Origin of the sequence: Chitinophaga sp. (assembly GCF_035538455.1) — a bacterium.
Classification (GTDB): domain Bacteria; phylum Bacteroidota; class Bacteroidia; order Chitinophagales; family Chitinophagaceae; genus Chitinophaga.
This window is the reverse complement of the sequence record NZ_DATLKJ010000145.1, coordinates 1-22,589: the sequence shown is the minus strand read 5'-3', so window position 1 is coordinate 22,589 and position 22,589 is coordinate 1. Positions and strand designations below refer to the sequence as shown.

Here is a 22,589-nt window from a genome sequence, read left to right as displayed (position 1 = left end):
ACACTGTGTACAAATAACAATCAGATGCTGATTATTCCCAATGGCCCGCTGGCCAATTCTTCCATCACTAACCATACCCGCAAGGAGTGCAGGCGGGTGAGCATTGTAGTGGACATCTCCTATCATTCCAATGTCAATTATGTGCGTGACCTCCTGGTACATACACTTCAAAATGAGAAGATGGTCATAAAGGAACCTCAACCATTTGTGGTTGTAAAATCTTTCGGAGATAACAGCATCAATCTTGGTATACACTGTTGGTGTCATACGAAAGACTTCTGGACATTAAGTAATACTATTCATGAAACCGTAAAGGAAGTATTTGACCAGCACCATATTGAATTACCTTTCCATGAGCAGATCGTCCATTTGATGCAGAACAGCCATACGGTCAATGGAGATATTCCTCATCAGCATTCTTCTGAATACGCATAATTACAGTCTCAGTCGATTCACGGTTTCCGTCGTATTATAACAACCATCCACCCAAAGTTACCGTATATATATCAGGCTACACATTCCGTTAAACTCAAAATAATACAAAGGATTCATTTTTCAACAACGACAATTGTTGTAACCGGTAGATATACCCATTATTAACAATTACTAATCCGTGAAGGCTTATGTTGTTCTATAAAACCCCAGCTTATTTCCACACGCGCATTCCAGAGAATAATGAAGTACCTGAATATTTTTATCAGGTGGATTACATGCAGCACTACCTGAGCACGTTTAAAGAGCAGCAGCTCTATTATCAGGAACTGCTGACCAACACATTCAAGATTGTGCTGATCCAGTGGAAAAAAATGCACGACATTCCTATAAAGCTGCACACCACGGATAATTCCGTGTTGTTACAACTGAATTTTTCCGCGCCTATCGATCATGTATTGGCCGTAACCGATCCCATTGGCATTAAAATCATGAACAGTAATTTTTTTCAGGCGGAGTCCATTCCCGGAAAGAGGTATTACGCAGTCGCATGGGTAGAAGTGACTAGTCAGTCGCTACCGGACGCTTCATATCAGAATCTGTTGGCCAATCAGTTTCCAGTAATAAAAAAGCCCGTCAATCAGAGAATATATCAACATATCCTCAATATCCTGGCACATCCGGGGGGAATACCATTTATTTATTTAAAGATTCAGTCATGCTTACTGATGCTGATGAACTACTATGCGGTTTCTGGAGAAGCCGCCTCCTGGTCTTCCGCAGAAAACATCGCCATGACCGAGCCACAAAAAGAAAGGGTCATCGCCTATATTAAATCGGAGCTGGACAATCCTTATCTCACCATAAACGATCTTGCCCGGCACATGTACATGAGTTCCCGCAGTTTTCAGAAAATGTTTACCGACACCTTCGGTATTCCCGCAAAGCAATTTGTCAGGATCAACCGGCTTGAAAGGGCTACGCAGCTGTTGAAAGAGACCATTTTTACCATGGAGCAGATATGTGTCGAAACCGGCTTTTCAGATACCTCCTATTTTACTAAGGTGTTCAAGAAATATTATGGCATGCTGCCCAAAGAAGCCAGGGCCATCAATAAATCACCCATATTCAATTACTCCATATGATACCTGTCTATGGTCTTGCAATCAAACAACCTGGCGGCCCGTTTGATCACTGGCTGTTCAACAGAAGGACTCCTGGTCCGGATGATATTCTGATTGACATCCTGTATTGCGGCATCTGTCATTCCGATATCCATCAGGTGCTGAATGAATGGAACAATGGTACTTACCCCATGGTGCCCGGACATGAGATCGTTGGGAAGGTTAGTGCTGCCGGGAAAAGCACAACAGGTTTTCAGATCGGGGATATCGTTGGCGTTGGCTGCTATGTTGATTCATGCCGGTCCTGTAGGTCCTGCCGGTCAGGTCAGGAACAGTATTGTGAGACGGGTGTTTCCTGGACCTATAACAGTTTTGAACAGGATAAAGCCACCCGTACCTACGGTGGCTATTCCAGCCGGATTGTGGTGAAGGCGGACTATGTTTTTCACATCCCTCCCGGTCTCGACCCTGCTGCTGCTGCCCCACTCCTATGCGCCGGCGTTACCACTTTCGCTCCAATGAAAAAATGGGGTATCGGCCAAGGACACAGAGTAGGCGTCATTGGTCTTGGAGGACTGGGGCATATTGCCGTAAAGATGGCGGCGTCGCTGGGAGCAGAAGTGATCGTAATCAGCAGCCATGCAGAGAAAAAAGCTGATGCGGTAAGACTAGGCGCCAGTGCCTTTATACAAGGTGCCGACAACCGGTTTAAAGGACAATTTCATTTTCTGTTCGACACAATATCAGCCCCTCATGCATATGCGCCTTACCTTTCATTGCTACGCACAAACGGCGTTTATGTCTGCATCGGCTTACCTCCGCATCCTATTACGCTGCAACCCTCCCTGCTGATTGATCACGGCATTTCAGTGACAGGCTCGCTGGTTGGCGGGTTGCAGACCACCCGTGATATGCTGCAGCACTGCGCACAACATCAGCTATCCGCTGATATACAGCTAATCAAGCCAGACTTTGTAAAAACGGCGTATGAACGGGCATTACAAGGAGCGGTAAAATACCGGTACGTGATCGATCTGACCAGACTCAACACATAATACACTATGTTCGTCAACTCAAATGCATTCCCTCATGCGACGTTTGATGCTATTGTGGTAGGATCAGGCATCAGTGGCAGCTGGGCAGCAAAGGAACTATGCAGGCACCAGTTACGGACGCTCCTGTTGGAAAAGGGACCTGCATTGGCAGGCGCAGGACAACAAGCAACCGCCTTTAACGGACCTGGACAGCTGCAACCGGTCATTAACATGCATGAAACGGACCTTGCCCGCTATCCGGTACAACGACAGTGCGATGCCTTTTCTTCAGAAACCTCACAATATTGGGTGATTGATCCGGAACATCCTTACCAACAAATAAAACCATTTAACTGGTACAGGGGATATCACCTCGGAGGACGCGGAGTTACCTGGACACGGCAATGTTATCGGTGGTCGCCCATGGATTTTGAAGCCAATGCAAAAGATGGCTGTGGCACAGACTGGCCAATCCGGTACCGCGAGCTGGAGCCATGGTATGACCATGTTGAAACATGTATTGGCATCAGCGGCCGGAACGACAGATTACCACAAGTACCAGACAGTATTTATACAAGTATGATGGAAATGGACCCTGTAGAGCGCTATTTTTCAGACCGTGTACAAGCATCGTATCACGGCAGGATCGTTACCATCGGAAGAACCGCCTATCCGTTTAAGACGATGCCCCCTGCCAGCTCCCGTGAACACAGGGTACTATGCAGCCATTATGGCAATAGTGTCAATCTGCTGAAGAAAGCCGGCACCACCGGGCTGCTGCACGTAATGACCAACAGTATCACCATTGCTGTCATTTATGATGAACAACAACAACGAGCTACCGGCGTACAGGTAATGGATGCAATATCAGGGCACACCACCGCATATTTTGCGCCGGTAATATTTTTGAATGCTTCTACACTGGGAACCACCCAACTTCTCCTTCAATCTACCTCTACGCGCTTTCCGTATGGTATGGGAAACGATTATGGTATACTGGGACATTATCTGATGGACCATCATTTTCAGGCTGGCGCCATAGGCGAAGTGCCGATCCGAAGCACCTACCGCCCTCCCTTAGGTAAAAGCCTCAACGGCATTTATATTCCCAGGTTCCGTAACCTGGACGATAAACATACTCACCACACAGATTATCTCAGGGGATTTGCATACCAGGGCATAAGTGCACCCATACCTTCTACCAGTAATGCAAATTCTCTGCAGCGGAAATGGGCCCTGCGCGTTGGCGCATGGGGAGAACAGCTGCCTGTGTACAGCAACCAGGTAAAATTAAACTATAACGTGAAGGATAAATACGGGCTGCCAACACTAGACATCAACTGCACATTCGGCGACAATGAACACGCCATGCGCGCAGACATGACCACCTCCGCCGCGGAGATGCTGGAGAAGGCCGGTTTTAGGAGTGTGCTGCCATTTAATCTTCCCCCCGTCCCGGGGCATTGCGTGCATGAAATGGGCACTGCCCGCATGGGCCGGGATCCCCGTACTTCCGTACTTAATAAATGGAACCAGCTACACTGCGTGCCCAATGTATTTATAACGGATGGCGCCTGTATGGCTTCCTCTGCCTGTCAGAACCCTTCCCTTACTTATATGGCGCTGACAGCAAGAGCAGTAGACCATGCCGTTGGTGAAATGAAACGCCGCAACCTTTGATACCGGCAATTACCCGTTACCCTTGAGGCCCTCCTCCGTACAAACATCCAGCGCCCGTTCGTTACATATTACCCGGCACTCCTGCCATCGAACTGTTCTTATGTACCTCTTCCTTAAAAGCAGCCGTTGGACCAAATGAAAATCCAGTCCCGCTGATACGGAAGATAATATTCAGTTCCGGAATTACGAGCTGGTCAGCATACGTTTCAATGGCATCCGTACAGCGTTTACACGACAAAAGATAAGGCGTGGCGATCCGGTCGATCTCTTTTGTCCCGTTGAGATCACAGGATAAATCATAACCTGTCAGAGAGGAATTAAACTGTTGAAGGATATGCGGGAATATTTCATGACAGCTGTCGTATTTTATAATGTTCTCTTTATAATGTTTAAACCGGAAATCCGTATACTCCAGGAGCAGGTTGGACTGAAAGATACTGGTATTACCGAAGTGCGTACCAGGATCACCCACATGGGAAGCCAACCCTTTTCTGGGGTAAACGCACCATGTATCCGAGTATAACATAAATTGCAGGAACTGCCGTTTCCAGCGCTGTGTGCCCCAGTTTTCCCTTATTTCTTTTGGCAACGCAGGTTCGTATAATGCAATGGCTTCATCATCTGCCACAAACCGGCGGAAAGCTTCCCAATGTTGCCTGTTCCAAATCTGTCCATAAGAACAGGGCACCTGCATAAAATAGACGTCTGCGTTATCATCCAGTGGTATAAATGGCGCATGCGTCAGTTCATTGTAATAAGGCGAATGTAAGGCGATCACGGAGACCCGGTCGTTATGATTATAAAAATGTACTGCCTGTAAAGCATACTGGTAGAACAGCGGCGACAACAGCAGATCGTCTTCCAGCATAATGATGTGGCCATACTGCCGGGTGAGATCGCCGCACCAGAACACATGATTACGCAGCCCCATCCGCGCAGCGTGCCTGATAATAATTTTTTCTCCGTACTTCCAGAGGAACGACACGGCAATATCATATACATCCCTACAATCAGAATGATCAATACTGATAATCAGGGGGATATCAGTCGCGCCTTCGTACTGACCATGGGAAATCGAGTACAGCAGCCGTTTCAGGGCATCGGGTCTGTTATAGGCCGCAATGACGATGGGGATAGAGAGGGATATGGTAGTCATTCAATAAATGATTTTCAATCCGAATTTACTGTGTATAGATTGAATTCTTGCGGAGCAAAAGATGCACAAAATTACTATACAAACGCGCTCAAATTCATGACCTTGTGATGTAAAACTGATGCTCCACCATATCATTCCTTATCAAATCATTAGTCATGAAAACGCTTAACCTTTTAATAGAAACCGCCAGAGACCGGGATTACCAGCAGATCTTTGCTATCTGGCTCGACCATATCAATCATACTTTTCCCGGTAATTTTTTCGACCAGCGTCGTTTAGCAGCTCACTTCCGGGAAAATTTCATAACCCGTAACAAGCTGTACCCATTTTATACTACGCGCGATGAAGACGATGAAATCACCGGATGGCTGGGCGTTATAAGGTCGTGTCATAATCCACTAAGGGAAAATTTCTGTGGGGAAGTGAGCATATATGTCCGGAAAGATGTCCGGCATGAAGGTATTGGCACTTTATTAATGCAGCATGCCGTGGAAAAAGCCAGGCAGACCGAACTCCAATATTTACAAGCGTATACCAGGGTCACCAACTATGCCATCCGCAAATTGCTGCTGAACTGCGGATGGGAAGAAATAGGTATCCCACCGCTGTCATTAGAATCATCGAACAACAATATGCAAAGGACATTACTAATGTATGCACTATAATCATGATAATTTACCAGGTACCCCTTATCACCGGTTATGGGAGCAGGTTTTTATAGATAACACCGTTCTTTATGATGAGTAGCATATTGTGTTCAGGGTCTTTCAATATTTCAAGTTTTTGCAGGGGATTATCGTTTAGCACGATCATATCCGCGTAAGCCCCTTCTTCAATGATACCTAGCTGCTTTCCCGGATATGGGTTTCTGTTGCCTGAGAGCTGCAACAGCTCCCCATTAGCGGAAGTCGCCATACGAAGCACTTCGAAGGGCGTAAACCATCTCAACATTTTCACCAGCTGATTGTTCTGGTCTGCTCCTGCCGTTCTGGAAAACAACTTATCCGTTCCAAAAGCAAGTTTTACATGATACTTTTTGGCGAGGGCAAAAACCCGGTTGGTGCCTTCTGCAGCCTGTTTTAATTTAGCGTTCCTGTCGGCATCATATTGTGGCCTGCTGGTGTCGGTGAGGGGTTGCATACAACACCATACTCCTTTTTCTGCTATCAGCTTTATGGCTTCTTCATTAGCGAGATTACCATGCTCAATACATTTTACGCCGGCATTGACAGCTCTGATAATCCCTTCCGGCGTATAAATATGCACAGTGACATACGTACCCCAATCTCCTGCTGCCTGTACGGCGGCCTTTATCTCTTCCGTACCAAATTCATTTACGTCCAGCGGGTCATAAAAGGATGCTATACCGCCTCCACAAGCCAGTTTAATCTGGGAAGCGCCAAGGCGCAGTTGTTCACGTACAGCAATCCTTACTTCGTCCGGACCATCTGCGATAGTTGATGCACCCAGTACCTCTGCTACGGATGGATGACCGCCAAACTTTACAGGCCTGTCAGACCGTAGTTTAAAATCGCCATGCCCGGAGGTCTGCGAGATCATAGCCCCGGCAGGGTATATCCTTGGTCCGGATACGATTCCTTCGTCTATTGCTTTTTTCAATCCGAATGCCGGGCCAGCTACATCTCTGACCGTGGTAAATCCCCGCAACAGGGTTTTTCCCGCTTCTGACGCAGCCAGCGTATGTAAAAAGCCCACGTCGCCCTGCAGTAGTTCTGCAAAGCCGGCACCTACGAGAAACGTATGCCAGTGTGCATCAATGAGCCCTGGCATCAACCATTTCCCACTCCCATTAATAACCCAGGCTCCGGCTTTGTCAATCGTGCCAGCAGGTTTTATTTCCCGGATCAATGCACCTTCTATGAGAATGTCCATTTGCTGCTTTATTCGCTCGTCTTTGCCGTTAAAGATGTTTACATCTGTGATCAGCGTACGACCTGTTTGCTGCTGGGCCGGTAAGAGTATATATCCTATCAGCAGAAATACCGTAAAAAAAAGTGTTTTCATAAGACAAATGATACGATACAGTAACCTTGAACTTGTGGCTCCTGTGGTACGGTTATTATTTTTCCCACTTCCGGATGTTATTATAAATTGATAACGATGGGAACCGGAAATAGTTTATTGCATATCACTATTTTGGAAATCCATTGCCCATTATCCGTGATGATGAACATTAAAACCGGCTGCAATGGTTATTCCAGTCGAACATAAAAAAGGGCGACCATAATCAGTCGTCCTTTACAATTTCTTTTCAAGTTATCCCCCCTCTCCTGCCAATTTTGCATGAAATATAGCAGGGGAACAGCTTTAGGATTGAATATAGCGCTATTTTGTAACTGGTTTCTTCTTTGGCACAGCCTGGGCGCTTTCATTGCGGAAATATAAGCTGAGGATTTGTTCTGTTGTAAGCTTCGCTGTAGCGCCATTCAGTGAATCCAGTTTGGATTTCTCCCTTACTACCGGATCAATGGTATTATACTCGAGCATAGTTTTCATGACGTCCCTCTTTTTAGTTGAGATAGTATCGTTCAGATATTTCTCAATCATGAGACCTGCAATCGGCGCTGAGTAAGTACCACCATAACCGGAGTTCTCTACCAGTACGGTAATCGCAATCTTTGGATTGTCACGGGGTGCGAAGGCTACGAAGAATGCGTGGTTCTTCAGCTTTGTTAATTTACCATTCACAATGGCATTGTTTTCTGCAGTACCTGTTTTACCACATACCGTTACGCCTTCTACCTGCGCCTTGCGACCGGTTCCTGACTCCACCACATCCTGCATACCCAGGATTACGTATTTGTACACGCTGTCTGATGCATGTGCCACGACATGTTTTTCTCTGAATTTCGTCAGCAGGTCAGTGTTATCATTATCTATGCTGGACACAAAATGCGGCAGGTAATAAAAACCGTGGTTGGCGATAATGCACATCGCGTTGGACATCTGCAACGGCGTTACCGCAACGGCGCCCTGACCCATACCTACGAATAGCTCTGTACAGGAGTTCCACTGCCCGCGGTATCTTTTGTTCATGCCTGCGGAATCAACTACATAACCGGGATACTCGCCGGGGATGTCAATTCCCAGCCGATGACCCAGACCAAAAGACGTCATATAATCATACCAGCGCTGATGGCCTTTCTTAACGCCGCCCCATTGACGGGAGTCTACCACCATGCGGTAAAGGTTTACAAAGTAAGAGTTACAGGAATGGGATATAGCCAAACGCAGGTTAGCTGCGTGTCCCGGCTCACTGTGCTCACAACCGATACGGCTGCCGCATGCATAATATCCGCCACGGCATGGATAACCAAAGCTGGGCGTAATCACGCCTTCATCCAGTGCAACCAGGGCTGTAAGTGGTTTCATGGAAGATCCCGGAGGATATGTTCCCTGCATCGCACGATTAAACAATGGTTTGGTGGTATCGGAAAACAGCTTGCTAAAGTTCCTTGCACGATAAGAACCGGTAAGCAGATTCGGATCATACGTGGGACTACTCACCATCGCCAGGATACCGCCTGTCTGCGGGTCTATAGCCACAATACTCCCAATCTTGTTACGCATCAGCCGTTCACCGAGCATCTGCAGTTCAATGTCGAGCGACAAGCGAAGGTTCTTACCTGCGATTGCGGCGGTGTCAAACTCTCCGTTTTCATAAGGCCCCTGCAGACGGTTGAGGTTGTCCTTCACCCAGTACTGTATACCACGTTGTCCCATCAATACACTTTCGTAAGTCTTCTCGAGACCGGTCATACCAAGGTAGTCTCCCATCTGGTAAGCACTGTAGTTGGTGTTGGCCAGCATCTGTGTGGAAACTTCTCCAATATAACCGAGGATGTTGGCGGCGGAGGAATACGGATAAGAACGTATCTGTCGCTGTATCAGTTCAAAGCCTGGCTGGAACAGGTACAGGCTTTCCTGTAATCGTCCGAAGATCTCAGGCCGTAGCAATGCCGCAAAAACAGACTGCCTCACCCTGCCGCTCTTTTTAATGGCGGTCTGAATACGATTGATAAATTCTTCCTTATCAATCTGTAGTATTTCACATAAATAAGCAGTATCTATATTTTTTACTTGAGAGGGAGTTACTACCAGGTCATACATGACATCATTCCTCAGAACACTCTGATTACGCCGGTCGTAGATAATCCCACGGCTGGGATATACCACCTTGCGCTGAATGGCATTGGCGTCCGAAAGCTTTGCATACTTTTTCTCGACCACCTGTAAAAAGAACAACCTGATAATAATTACTAATACCGCACCGAGTATGATTAACTGTATAACTCTCCTTCTGGGCTGATTATATACCGACATATAGCCTTTTATTGCAATTGCAAAGCAATGACTTTCTGGATAAAACGAATAAAAAACAAAAGGCTAAAGTAGATAAATCCTGTGAATAAAAAAAGTATCGCACTACTGATGAAGAGACCAAATTATTTCTTAATTTACTAATGCCTATTTGCCGGCTTTTTGTACGTGAGTATATTACTGTGATCTGTACCGGAAACCAATAAGGAAACCACGATGACCATATTTTTTATCTAATCATAAACCTTAAAATTCACATTATGAAGAAAGAGTTGCTATCAAGAACCTTTGAAATGCTCCCGCGTACAACCTTAAGCCTGATCAACGGTGGAGGAAACAAAAACCAGGATTCCGCCAGCTGCAACGCCGGCCAGCAATGCTCTGTCTGGGAAATGGACTGCGGAAGCGACTTTTCCTGTTATTGCCGTCTGCGTGACGGTGTAGTAGGTGTTTGTGTGGAAAGCAGATAATCGTCAATACATGAAGATGCAGATTTCGGTCTGCATCTTCGTATACTCAATTACGTTAGTATCACCCCTCTCCCGTTACCAGGAAATACCTCAGATCTTCAATCCTGTAATCAGGTGGTAACTGATAACCATTATAAAAAAATGTTGGTGTTGATACAACATTCATATGCCGTACCCAGGCGCTCAACTGATCTGTCTTTAAAGCCTGCCTCTCCAGATCCTCCTTCACAGGATGTTTCAATGCAAATGCTTCATAATCCTTCCTGGGTGCTGAATACCAGTCGTGTAACGCCCGTTTCAGCACATCAGGCGCTTCCGTCTCAGCTATAGATAATAAATGCCTGGCCGCTATCGTGCGCCGGTCTGCTTCCGTATCCGCCAGAAACAATATCTGCACCTGCACATCATCTCGCATCTCCAGTATATCTTCCAGGAAAGGATGCGTTTCTGAACAAGGGCCGCAATAAAGATTACATACCTTGATGATCTTATGTGGCGCATCCGCCGGGCCCAGTGTGATACCCAACCCGTCTGTCTTCACCACCATCTTCCGTTGCTTTGCCAGTAGTGTCCCGAATATCTCCTGGTTCTGCCTGAATCTCGTCAACGCATATTTATACCGGGCTTTCTCCTTCGGCAACATCAGGTACGGCTTTATCATCAACCAGCCTGAAAATGGTACCAGCCACACCAGCAACCATTTCAACACCATTAATACAGAGAGGGACTGTAATGTAGCAACCCCGAAAAGCCCACCGGAAAAGGCGGTCACCGTCTCCAGTACCAGCAGCGCCTGCGTAACCAGACACAGTACGCACCATTGCTTTACAACCCGCCACTGGTAATAGATAGAGAAAAACACATAAGGCAACGCCAGCAGCGAGCTCCACGCCAGTACCGTAGTAACAGCAGGATTCATTCCGCTCATCAGCATCACCAGCAGATCACCGGCGAAATAGGCGAAGCCAATCTCGCTCCAGCTGAACACCCCGGCTACCTTTGCCCCCTCAGAGCTGAGCACTGCATCGCAGTTGACCGTTGCCGACGCTTTACAGACTTTCTCCATCAACGGATGGTGTGCATCCACTTCATGCGCCAGTAACAGTAACGTTATTGCCACGCCGGCCAGCTTAATGGTCATCAGCAGAAAAGGAAACAACACCGTCATACCGACTTGCGAAAACCCTTCTGCACCCGTGAGCAGCCATAACAGTAGCACGATCGACAGCATCGTGATGGTGACAATGGCGGTAAGGCCTCTCTCCTTCCGCTTCTTCGCGTAATCCCGCTCTCCGGCACTCTCCGCCGGTTCTGCCAGCAGGGCGACTCCCGTCCATATGTCTGTAAACGCCTTAAGGGCGCCACGTGCAGGCTTTCCCGTTACCACGTTGGTAAATGTAATATAGCCGTCGCCGATAGCGCTGACAACGGTAAAAAACTCCTTGTTGTCAATAGTCACCTGGGCGATGAAAGGCACCGGCACCTCGCTCAACTGCTCCGGACGGGCCCTGACTGAAAAGTTCCGGATCTTCAATCCGGTCAGCACATCGCTGACGCTCAGCATACTGGGATAACCAGGATGTGTGGTCAATTCTTCTTTAATGGTTTCCTCCGTAGCGGGAACTTTCAGCAGTTTTACAAAGCTACATACGGCTCTGACACAGTTCTCCTCCGGAATGTTAAAGATGTTGGCAAGGATAGACATACAATTTAATTGACATGGTTTTCATAATCACTCAGTGGAACATCCGTAAGGTAGGAAATAAATTAAAAACCTGTGCCAATGGAATCATGCCATTAACATAGGTTTTACAACGCAGGCTTCTGCCTACCTGAAGTCGATATATTTTGCCGGAACATGATCAGTGAGCCACACACCATTGTCAGAACGATAGAGATGGATACCTGCGATCTGCGGACTATGTCTTAATACAAGGTTTAAAAATTTACTGATTTTCTTTTGTTGATACTCGTTCATTCTTCTATCATCTCTTTCTCTAAAATATTATTTCTTCTCCAGCGTATACACAATCTTCTTTTTTGAGCCGGTACGTGCATCGAGGTAAGGGCATTCAAATGAATACCCGCCGGTCGTTGACTGAATATGACCAAACCTGTTTTCCCTTTCCAGTACACCGCTCCCCCCATCCAATACATGGCGGAATGCAAAAGACAGTGTGCCGTCCTTCTCACTGTTTGACAACGAATACTTACTATACACCTGGTAACCACTTTCTGTGTAAATGGTGGAATCTTTTGTCACTTGTAGTTGTACTTCCAGCTGATCGCGGGAATCCTTGCTGTCTTTATTAAGCACAAATGAATATGTCCCATACCAGGCAGCGCTGGTAGCCGCAGTTGTGGCCTTATTCCCACCGGTGACAATTGTCAGCCTGGCATAATCAATCGCAGCTGTTTCTCCTTCTCCTCTCGCCGCTTTCACATATACCATACTTTCATCTTTCCAGCACAGGTCACGTGCTATCCATCTGAAAGCCTTATGGTATACCTGTTTCACAGTGCCATTATCAACGGTGTAGATATCAATATCTGTTGACGGTGATTGCTCAGCATAAGGATCTTCTTTTTCGCAAACGATCCATCTGCCATCCGGGGAAACGTGTGGTGTGTTGCTCACAGTATCTTTGCGGCCACTGGCTTTGTCAAGTAAAATATAAAACCCGTGTTCGTATCCCCTGACTTCCACGAGGTACTTATTCAATGCTTTCAATTCACCTGCAAACCGGAATGCCAGCCGGTCTTCATCGTGAGGCACGCCGGCGTTGTCTTTAAAAGAGACACTTCCATTGTTGCAGTTAATGGTCGTCACACCATTAACTGTGCGGAACTGCAGGGAATCGTAGGTAATATCGCTCTTGCAGGATGTCTTGTTTTGTTCAAACTCCTGACGGGTAATATCGCCTGTCTCCACAGTAATCACCTGCTGCGGCGCAGCTGAAACAGCGGTGACTGCTGAGTCAGCAGACGCCGCTACTGCCAGCATGGTACTGTCGTTCTTTACTTCTTTCGCTGGCGCATTGCAAGCCAATAAAATAACTGATAGTGTCAATAGGTTTTTCATTCTTTCATTTCTTTAAACTTAGGGCTGTAATCCTGTAGATGCAGGTGGTCATTATGACCATCGTACTTCCTGGTATGATTCAGCAGCTTGTCATCTTCGCCATACGACCAGGACAACATTTGTTTCCAGCCAAATTTAAACAATGCGTCGTTGAATTTATTCTGACGTTCTTCATCCAGCATGGGCCAGCCCTGCGTAGCGGAGTCAGAAGCCAGGTTCAGCCTGTCGATAGCCTTGTCTTTGCGCAGATACCGGAGATCGAGATTGTAGCCGTTCTTATGTGATGTACTCGGATGTGAGCTTCCATCGGAATGGCTGCCACCATTGAAAGTGTTATCATCATTGCCGCATTCAATCATCGCTCCAATAATACTGCCCAGGGTCTTGTCGTTCACATAGAAACGTTCTGTGTTTAAAGTTATTTTAAGTTTTACACTTCCGCTTTCGTAATTATGTAACTGACTGATATCGATCAGGTCTACTTTATCTCCGCCATAATTGGGACCATATACGTTATTAATCGTATTGAATTTGAAGACCCCCATCGGGTGCGCATTGTTGTCTTTATCGTGGTAAACATACTTATATTTTTCTTTATATTCTTCCTTGATCTCTTTCGGTACATGACGCTCTAAATGACCGGTAGAATAGATATGATAGGTGATGATATCTTTTGCATCGAAAGGATGAATATTCTGGCATTCGAAATCATCTGCCTTATTACTTTTACCTTCATTGTAGAAATCATTGATCGCTTCTTCAAACTCCCATACATAGGAGCTACCTTTCTGTCCCTTGTAGTAGTGTTTACCTTTACTATCTATCCAATACTCATCTGGCTCCCTCTTAAACATAGGATTGCCATCATAAGCGGCGTTGCTGCTGTCGTACACCACATAGTTCGGCTCATCGCCGTGCCCGCAGGCGTTCGGATAGTTGATAGCAAGATAGAGGTCTGTTTTGGACTTGTATTTACTCTTGTTACGCATGAGAAATTTTTCCGCAACATCCAGCTGTTCCTCTGCGGTCATCTTTATAATGTCTGACCGTAATACATCAATGTCAATGGAGGCAATCTTACCTATCTGGATAATACCTACATAACCTTCTTTGGTATCATCTTTATGCTTCTGGAAAGTACCGCAGGTAGGGCTGAAAGTCCTGCCTGTTTCCAGTGCCATCACAGCCATCAGCCAGTTAGCGCCTTCATTGTCTTTTTCCGGTAATCCCAGTTTGGCGGCAAGCATCACCACCTTCTTCCTGAACTCGCAGCTGACCTTATTACCCCAGATGAGATCATATTTCTTACAGAGGCATTCAGTTTTGGGCTTGTCCAGCGGTTCTCCCAGGACAGCCGGCGCTACAGTGCCGAAAGCTTTATTCAAGCTGTCAAAGGCAGCGGATAATTTAATGTGATGATAGAAGTTGATATCCAGCGGATTGAAAGTATTTGCATCCGCAGTTTTTTCCGGATACAGGAACTTGACCAGCTTTTCTTCCCCTTTCTTCTTTTCATTTTTAAGTACTACATAGAACGCCCTCAGTCCGCCGTCCTCCCTGGCATTCCCGGACTTCAGCTTATTGGTGTCGAGATCTACATCCAGTGTCTCATCATCCTTCACTTTAAGCTTGATGTCCTGCACACATATGTCTTCCAGCTTATACCTGTTCTCCCACAGTTGAAACTGTACATCTTCCCCAGCGAGATTCATCGTTTGTATATGTATCCTGATCTTTTCTCCGTAAGGATAAACTTTGAATGCAGGCGCTTTGGTGCTGTCATAGAAGTGAACGCTGACCACTTCCGGCTCTTTGCTGATGTACAGGAATTTACCGGTTTCCTTATCCCTCGCATTGCTGTCCCGCTTGGGGAACCAGCACTTCATGCCGTTTGATTCCACGGGTTTCACGTCCATGAACTGCATTCCGTCCGGCTTCTGCAGGACGCCGAAAAACACATCATAATATTTACCCTCCCAATTCAGCGCTTCCAGTTTTGTTTTAAGATCATCCGTTTTAATATCCAGCTTTGCTTCTCCCTGGGCATCGAAGGTGACCATGCCTGCATCCTTGATATAGTTGATCTTCGTAGCACTGTCGAATTCAAGAATATGTAGATTCACTGATTCACCGGCAGCCTGCGGACTGGTGATCACGGCCTTTACTGTTTCGTGCCAGCCGGCCTTATGTTTGAATATTCCTTCGGCATCAGTGAAGCACCAGCGGACGATTTGGGCATAGTCGGCGTTTATATCCAGCTGCTTCATAGAGCTGCCTAGTTTAGCAGATACCACAAACTTTCCTTTGGAAGGTGCAAATACATTATCGTGTGTAGCGCCGTTACCGCCGGCAGGTGTCCAGGTCAGCGGTCCGTCTGCCTGGTCATAAGGCATCAGCAGATCCGCAATCAGCGTATATTTCTTGCCCACTACCCATTGATTGTTGCCGTCCTTTACACGCAGACTTACTATTTCATTGGGTTTTACATCAAATACCCAGTCATCTTCAGATTTAGCGGCAGCGGCAGTAGGTTTCTTATGCTTGCTGTCCCATGCATTGGCCTGGGATACATATGCTTCCACTACATACCGGCCCGGGCTTTGCAGGTATTGCTGGCCATCCAGTGTGAGGGAAGTACCCGTGCCCACCTGCACCCCATTGAGTTGCCACTTGATCTGCGCGGCTTCAAAGTCCTGCACCATCGTGGAGTACCGCATTTGCGACACCTTAAAGTTCATGCTCGTACCGGGTCTTACAATATGCGTGTTCTGGTCGTTGGTTACCTTCATTACGCTGTTTGACTCTGATACCATTTCTTTGGTAACCGTTTGCGAAGCCTCTCCCGGCGATTGCGGGATCATGATTGCTGTAACTTTATATACTGCGGCGGAATTGGCCGGCGTAAAAGTAATGCTGTCACCTCCCGGTTCCGTAGGCCCTGCCAGTATGTTACCGGCGGCATCGGTCACCTGCATGGATACCCGCTCTTTCTCTTCTGCGGTAGCAGGATCTATATCGTACTTCGCATTGATGGTAACGGGAACGCCCCTACGTACGCGATACTCCTCCGCTTTAGGAAACTTACCGCCCACGCCGGGGATCATACGTCCTGCATCAGCGCCGATACCAAATTCCTCTTTCAGTTTATTATTCACCACCTGGATGTCAATAGCACAGCGGCTGTCATCCTGTTTGTCGGGGTCAGGGTTACCGAAGGCCATTACCCGGTAGTTACCCGGGGCATCGAAGTTAATATCCAACGATGGACCCGCCTCTTCAAATACCTGCGGCCCCCTGCCTCCTGTTATTTTCCACCCCACCCTTGCCGTATCTGCCTTTCCGGGATTATAGTAACCGGCTACCTCAAACTTCAGCGATTCATCCACACGCACCTTGATTACCGGCACATGTGCTTCCTTCTTCGAAGCGCTCATTACTTCAGGCGGCACATGCTGATTCAGTTTCACCTTAATCTGTTTCACCTTCGGCTGCTCTTTCTGTGTATCAGGCTTCGCCATAGGATTAAGCACTGACAGGCTTTCTATCTCTACTTTATCAAAATGGGCCTGTGACACTGCCGCTTCCTGTCCATGGAAATCTATTTTGATACAGGGTGCTCCGGATACGGAACACACTGCCTTACTTTCTTCTGTAAGCACTTTGCCGCCATTGGTAAGGGTCACCTTCTGGTAAGGGTTTTCCCACTGCGTAACAGCAGGACTGCAAGCGCCTCTGGTTATGGAACAATTACCGAAGGTCTTCGCCTCAAAAGGCTGACCTGTATCTTTGGTGCTGGCAATAAGTTTGGTACTGCCATTACTGTCGTTGATAAATTCCCTGTCATTGGCCTCCACTTTCAGTTTATCGGGGGAACCTCCAAACTGACAGCTACATGCTGCTCCCTGCACTACAAAATGTTTATCAGCCATGATTCAATATTTTAATACCCAGTAATTTTATTGTTCTGTATTGGTGTTGTCATCGATACAAATGATGCTAAGCATCACCCTATGCAGACGTTCTCCTTCCCGTACTTCCCAGCTGCCATCCAGCTGCCGGATATAGTTACGCGCCTTATTCAGCACACTCTTTACTTCAAATACCGCATGACTGTAATCCTTATGGCTACCTGTTTCCAGCACACCTTTCTGTTGCGTAGAATCCGGCTCCATGCCAAAAGGCGTACGTTCCTGCGTTACTGTATATCTCACCGGATTTTTGAAAGGAATGACCGTGTATTGCACGGCCGACTCTTTCCGGTAGCCCGCAAACAACAGGTAACAATATGCACTCAGGAACAGATCCTGACGCAGCACCTGCAACAGGCGTTCTGCATCCTGCAAAGTGGCGTCTGTACCGGCGATATATTCTCCGGCTATTTCTCCCGTAAAATACCTTCCCAGCTTTATCTGCTGTTCATTCCAGCGTTGCAGAATATCGCTGTGATTAACAATCATGGCTATACGGCCGCCATCTGCCAGCTTTACCTGTAACGGATAGATCACATTACCGCACTGACTGGCAAGGTCTCCGGCGATGGAGTCATCGGCGCGGGAGCCGTTAATCATTATGTCCGTTCGCGTTACCTGGAGGTAAACGCCTGTGGGATCTTTGGGATTGGAAAAGCGCTGTACTTCCACATTATATTTAAGTTCCTGGGGGGCAGCACCTGCAAACGTAGTCGTTACCGCGTAAATACACGTAGGGGCGGCAGGTACCAGGTACCGGGGCGGGCTATCAGCCAATGGTTTTTTAAAAGAGAAAAAGGCCATATTGTTTAACTGACAGTTAATGATTTATATGGTAGAACGGTTTTTCAGCATTGGTAAGTTAACTTACAACATAAGACCACACACGCCGGTAGCGTGTAACGGGAACCATCAGACTATTGAGCATACCTGCATTTAATGCCCATTGGCGCTTTCCAGCTCTTCTGGTTTGAAATCAAATGAATAATCCTTCACAGCATCTTCATAATAAAACGAAATGCCATAACTGGTAAACTTCGGGCTCTTCTTCATTATATAGAGATATGAGTGTCTGGCTATGTTGAATGCCTCCTGCTTTAAGCTGTCTTTTACATTATCTGAGGTCACGCCTGCAGGGCTTTGTTTAAAAGTAAATGATAAAGCATACTCTGCTTTTCTGCTGGTGTCATTCATGAAGTATTTAGGATCCCTGGAAATACCCTGACAGTTGTATGCGGTCCGCAAAGAATCCAGGAAAGCCTGCTCCTGTGGCCTGAGCTGGCCGTCGCCAGGTGTAAACAACCGTAGAACCAACGCGAAGCCGAAATAATACAGGAAGCCAGCCAGCGCCACCAGTATCACCGATATGAGAATAATAACTTTTTGCTTTTTTCCTATAGCCATCTGTTACCAGTTTATGTAGTCGTTACCGTTATAATTCTTGTATAAGTTACTATTCTTTTTCAGATGGATGAATTGGGTGCCGTTTTTAACATTGGCTGCCCTGTAGCGTTTCTTTTTGGTTGTGATGGAAGCTCCCCCCATACCACCAAGGCTGGGCACATATTCGGTATGCTCAATTTCCTTCACATAGTTAAGCTGTATGCTTTCAAGATCTTCCAGCCATTGCCATACATATCTTTCGGTTTTTGTGTACATATGTCCATACTGGTCTCCACTGGGGTTCTTCACCATTCCGGCCGCCAGTATACCCTTCATAAAGGTGGCGTCATTCATGTTCTTATACAGTAATACAGGATCGATACTAATATCTATCTGGAAAGTGCGGGCAGGTATGGATACATTAAAGTCACTCACATCGGCGGGAGAAAAATGAACGACCTTTTTGATCTTCACCCCTTTCTCTTTCAGAAAACTGATGATGCCTTCTCCATATGCAGCACCCATACTATGGGTAACCACGCATACCGGTGTAAGGTATTTATCATTGTCGCCTTTCTCTTTGAATATAGCCTGATAAAAATTCGATTGTGGATTATTGAATCTTGCCAGCGCCATGTTTCTTCCTTTATTGAATCTCAATGAGCCTGAAGAGCCCATTGTATCGGCGCCATTGATGTACAGCGGTTTGCTGGACTGAAGATGCTGCAATGCAGCACTTCTGAAACTGTTACCCCAGTAAGCGCTTCCGGAATCCGGTCCTGCCATAGGTATGTCCTTATTCCAATACCCATTTACAAACAATATCACGGGCTCCATTTCCTTTACCTCTGCACCGGCGCTTGCTCCTTTGGTGGGTTGCTGGAAATAAGCATACACACTGGCTTTCTTCGCGGGCGTGTTTTCATTGACTTTATACTGAATAGCCAGCGTACCATTTTTGATGGTACCACCGGTAAAGGTGTATTCGATCTTGCCGTCATCGAGCTGCCGGGCCCAGTTTACCTGGCCCAGTTCTTTGTCTGTAGGCTTGCGGGAAAATTCAGTGGCTTTGAAGACGTACCACTTTTCTTTGTACATCGTTTTTACGGGTTGTCCCTTTTCATCGAAAGGGCCTTCTACCTTTTTTACGAGCAGATTTTGTTTGTTTACCGCTTCGTGGGTACCAAACTTTACGCCGTCCTGGTGGCCATGCATTTTCACTGCCTTGGCAGCATTCAGCGTAGTGTCGCCCTGGCTGTTCCAGCGCACACCTTCCCCGTTTTCAACGTACTTTCTGGATATAAGGATGATGTTACCAGCACTTTTATCCCCCATTGGTCATCAGTTTAGTTATGGTTATCTTCTGGTTGTTCCGGGTTAACGTATCAGAACAATTTAGATTTCTCTGCACTCTTGATGTCTACTGACTTTCCGGCATTGAAGATCATTTCCTCTTTGGAACTTTCCACCTTTATCTGCTCGGCTGTCTTTTCTATTTTCTTCGCCTGCACATCCATACCTTCCGAAGCGATCTTCGTGATGTTGGTGGCAGTAAGTTTGTAATCATTTACAGTAAAGAGACTCATGCAATCGCCTGCATTATGCAACATATTCATGCCGGCGATGTTGCTCATATTCATGCCGGCTACCTGCGACATATTAATGCCTGCGTTCACGCTGATGTTCTCTTTTGCAGTCATTGTGATATTACGCGCATTGATGGTAAGATGTTCCGGAGTAGTGATAGAGATATTCTGCCCGTTGGTATCCAGTACGATGATGTTACCACCCTTATCCAGGATAGTAATGCTTTCCTGGCCGCTGGTATCATCCAGGCGGATGGTATGCCCGCTACGCGTCTTGATAACTTTGAGATTATTCTGGGCGTCGCCGTACGACGTTTTGGCGTTACCGTTATATGCGGCGGCAATGGCGTAGGGAGCTTCGGGATTGCCATTTTCGAAATCCACCCATACTTCCTCGCCTACTTCCGGTATGAAATAAAATCCTTTGTCGGGGCCACCGTGTGGCTGCATCAGTCTGATCCAGGGAGTTTGTCCTTTCTGCCAGTTGAAACGTACCCTGATGCGGCCGAGCCCTTTCGGATCAAAGTTGTCAGTCACCACAGCACTCTGAGCTTCGCTATGTGGTATTTTGTCCAGGTGAACATCAGGAGCTGCTGCTTCTACGGGAATACCCTCAAAAATGTTGTAGTATTCACCGTTACCGTTGCAGAAATGCCCGATAGATGTGATCATGAATTCTCCATGATCTACATTACTGAGTACACTTTCCTGGATGCTGACAATATCGCCGAGGCGAATGCCTGTATTCTTGCTTTCCCCTTTCAGGCGCACCATCTGGGCCATGCGGGCTTTCTTACGGCGTTGCGCCAGTTCATCCAGTTCGGCTTTAGTGTTGCTAGTGAAGGCAAAGGGTACTTTATATAGGGAAGTCTGATGGAACAGCTTTTCACTCATGGACTGTGCATGTTGCGTATAAGCGTCCGCCCTGCCGGCAGACTTGCTCAGTGTTGTATCTTCCATGATCTGGTACTGGCGGTAATCGTAACCGTTCATTGCCTGATTGTTAGGTCTGATCTCCAGTTCCAGGTCGAAATATACCAGGTCTACCTGGTGCATCAGGTTAATTTTCTGGGGCTTATATTGACCGAAGATGATCTGCTGGCCGTTATAGAAAAACCATTCGCCATAGCGCTGTGCGAGGCGGTGCAGGAAATCGAAACCTGTTTCCTTGTATTGTACGATATATTTAAGTTGACGGCTGTTGAGCGGTTTTACTTCGGGGCGGCCTGCAAACGGATTGCAGGCTTTCATCACGGAATTGGCGATGGTCGATAGATCCTGTTTCTCAAAGGATTGTATGTGCGGGTCTGCATCCAGTAAGATGGTAGGACCTGTACCGCGGAAAACACAGCTGCCATTTGTACCGTCGCTTTCTTTACCGGAGCTTACAGCGGTAATGATTCCATTGAACAGCATGGGCTTGAATCCGCCAGCAGCCTCTATTGCCTGTATGGAAATGCTGATCTCTTTTCCAAGAAAAGATTTGCCGGCGGCGATAGGGTTGTTGCCGGAACGGGAAAGCCACTCATATCCAATTTTCAGCTCAAAAGTGTGATGTCCGGTGACAGTCTGTTCAAGGCGAAGCGAGTGGAATTGTTTAAACTGCTCTTCACCTATTGATACTGTGGTTACGGTGTATAAGGCCATAAATAAAGGTGTTTGATATGGTATAGCTATAGCCTGCGGTATTATAATACATTACGGTTAACATCAGGCCGGTTTGCTAACAAACTTGCAGCCAATTTACTTAATAAAAATGGAATTGATAAAATATATTTTTCCGGAGGAAGCCCCTGACGGGCGCCCTCCGGATTGAGAGAAAAGAAGGAGTCAGAACAAAGCTATCCGCCTCAGAATGTTGCCGCAGCCGGCTGTTTACTTTTTACATTGATGCGTATACGATTAATAAATGGCGCCATCACAATCAATAACATCAACACCAGAATCACCATGCCCGCCATCTGGTAATAGTCCATAGCGTATTTCAGGAAGGCCTGCTTCTGCACCACCTTATCCAGTAGGCCCGTAGCTGCTTTAGCGGCATGGTCAGGCATCAGCCCCCTGCCTTGTAACGCAGACTGATAAAGATGTAGACGTTCCTGCATTCCCGTATCTGCGCGGGAAAGATGATCAGTTATACGCATCGCATGTATACGCGCATAGTATAATGAGAAATAGTTAATCAGTCCTGTGCTGATGGCGAAAAATGTATACCTCACAAATACGCCTACCGCAGATGCCGACTGGCTATAGCTTTCAGGCACAGAGGAAATGATGAACAAAATAACAGGTGTCATCAGCATCCCGGCTCCCATCCCCTGCAACAACAATGG

Annotated in this window: 16 protein-coding genes and 1 pseudogene; 6 read left to right on the top strand and 11 right to left on the bottom strand. The window is 46.7% G+C overall.

The genetic code is table 11. From position 1 onward, the window contains the following. The 4 genes from VM802_RS17420 to VM802_RS17405 form a co-directional block, all read left to right on the top strand. Window positions 1-435, top strand: a 435-nt coding sequence (locus tag VM802_RS17420) for a mechanosensitive ion channel family protein (protein ID WP_325532809.1), incomplete at its 5' end; no start/stop codon positions are given. A 188-nt stretch (window positions 436-623) separates the two neighbouring features. After that, window positions 624-1,577: a helix-turn-helix transcriptional regulator gene (locus VM802_RS17415; protein WP_325532807.1), complete on the top strand. Its 954-nt coding sequence runs from the start codon at window positions 624-626 to the stop codon at window positions 1,575-1,577. Beyond that, window positions 1,574-2,611: an NAD(P)-dependent alcohol dehydrogenase gene (locus VM802_RS17410; RefSeq protein WP_325532805.1), complete on the top strand. Its 1,038-nt coding sequence runs from the start codon at window positions 1,574-1,576 to the stop codon at window positions 2,609-2,611. Before VM802_RS17415 ends, VM802_RS17410 begins: the two co-directional genes overlap by 4 nt. A 6-nt stretch (window positions 2,612-2,617) precedes the next feature. Continuing rightward, a complete protein-coding gene (locus tag VM802_RS17405; RefSeq protein ID WP_325532803.1) occupies window positions 2,618-4,270 on the top strand; it encodes a GMC oxidoreductase in 1,653 nt (550 codons plus the stop codon). 61 nt (window positions 4,271-4,331) lie between these two features. Here VM802_RS17405 and VM802_RS17400 read toward each other — a convergent pair whose 3' ends face one another. Continuing rightward, complete coding sequence (locus VM802_RS17400) at window positions 4,332-5,426, bottom strand: glycosyltransferase family protein (RefSeq protein ID WP_325532801.1); 1,095 nt, start codon at window positions 5,424-5,426, stop codon at window positions 4,332-4,334. 155 nt (window positions 5,427-5,581) lie between these two features. On the opposite strand from VM802_RS17400, the gene VM802_RS17395 reads away from it, so the two are divergent. Next, window positions 5,582-6,091: a GNAT family N-acetyltransferase gene (locus tag VM802_RS17395; RefSeq protein ID WP_325532799.1), complete on the top strand. Its 510-nt coding sequence runs from the start codon at window positions 5,582-5,584 to the stop codon at window positions 6,089-6,091. Between the two features lie 34 nt (window positions 6,092-6,125). Here the strand turns inward: VM802_RS17395 and VM802_RS17390 are convergent, their stop codons facing one another. Together VM802_RS17390 and mrdA are read right to left on the bottom strand one after the other, a co-directional pair. After that, entirely contained in the window at window positions 6,126-7,451 is a 1,326-nt protein-coding gene (locus VM802_RS17390; protein WP_325532797.1) for a metal-dependent hydrolase family protein, read from the bottom strand. Window positions 7,452-7,772: 321 nt separating this feature from the next. Then, window positions 7,773-9,770, bottom strand: a complete 1,998-nt coding sequence (mrdA, locus tag VM802_RS17385; RefSeq protein WP_325532795.1) for a penicillin-binding protein 2 — start codon at window positions 9,768-9,770, stop codon at window positions 7,773-7,775. 257 nt (window positions 9,771-10,027) lie between these two features. On the opposite strand from mrdA, the gene VM802_RS17380 reads away from it, so the two are divergent. Then, window positions 10,028-10,237: a hypothetical protein gene (locus VM802_RS17380; RefSeq protein WP_325532793.1), complete on the top strand. Its 210-nt coding sequence runs from the start codon at window positions 10,028-10,030 to the stop codon at window positions 10,235-10,237. 61 nt (window positions 10,238-10,298) lie between these two features. On the opposite strand, the gene VM802_RS17375 is transcribed toward VM802_RS17380, so the two are convergent. From VM802_RS17375 to VM802_RS17340, 8 genes and pseudogenes are all read right to left on the bottom strand, one after another. Further along, window positions 10,299-11,942 (bottom strand): vitamin K epoxide reductase family protein, encoded by a 1,644-nt coding sequence (locus VM802_RS17375; protein ID WP_325532791.1) that lies wholly within the window; start codon window positions 11,940-11,942, stop codon window positions 10,299-10,301. 300 nt (window positions 11,943-12,242) lie between these two features. After that, window positions 12,243-13,319, bottom strand: coding sequence for a hypothetical protein (locus VM802_RS17370; RefSeq protein ID WP_325532789.1), 1,077 nt, complete (start codon window positions 13,317-13,319; stop codon window positions 12,243-12,245). Then, window positions 13,316-17,248: a DUF4280 domain-containing protein gene (locus tag VM802_RS17365; protein WP_325532787.1), complete on the bottom strand. Its 3,933-nt coding sequence runs from the start codon at window positions 17,246-17,248 to the stop codon at window positions 13,316-13,318. The genes VM802_RS17370 and VM802_RS17365 overlap by 4 nt, the downstream gene beginning before the upstream one ends. A gap of 27 nt (window positions 17,249-17,275) precedes the next feature. Then, the gene (locus VM802_RS17360; protein ID WP_325532785.1) at window positions 17,276-18,091 is read right to left on the bottom strand and encodes a hypothetical protein; all 816 of its coding nucleotides are present in this window, start codon (window positions 18,089-18,091) and stop codon (window positions 17,276-17,278) included. Between the two features lie 132 nt (window positions 18,092-18,223). Continuing rightward, the gene (locus VM802_RS17355) at window positions 18,224-18,691 is read right to left on the bottom strand and encodes a hypothetical protein (protein ID WP_325532783.1); all 468 of its coding nucleotides are present in this window, start codon (window positions 18,689-18,691) and stop codon (window positions 18,224-18,226) included. A 3-nt stretch (window positions 18,692-18,694) separates the two neighbouring features. Continuing rightward, a complete protein-coding gene (locus tag VM802_RS17350) occupies window positions 18,695-20,005 on the bottom strand; it encodes a hypothetical protein (protein ID WP_325532781.1) in 1,311 nt (436 codons plus the stop codon). A 50-nt stretch (window positions 20,006-20,055) separates the two neighbouring features. After that, window positions 20,056-21,903: a type VI secretion system Vgr family protein gene (locus VM802_RS17345; RefSeq protein WP_325532779.1), complete on the bottom strand. Its 1,848-nt coding sequence runs from the start codon at window positions 21,901-21,903 to the stop codon at window positions 20,056-20,058. A gap of 203 nt (window positions 21,904-22,106) precedes the next feature. After that, window positions 22,107-22,589: pseudogene (locus VM802_RS17340) on the bottom strand (MFS transporter); the annotation flags it as partial.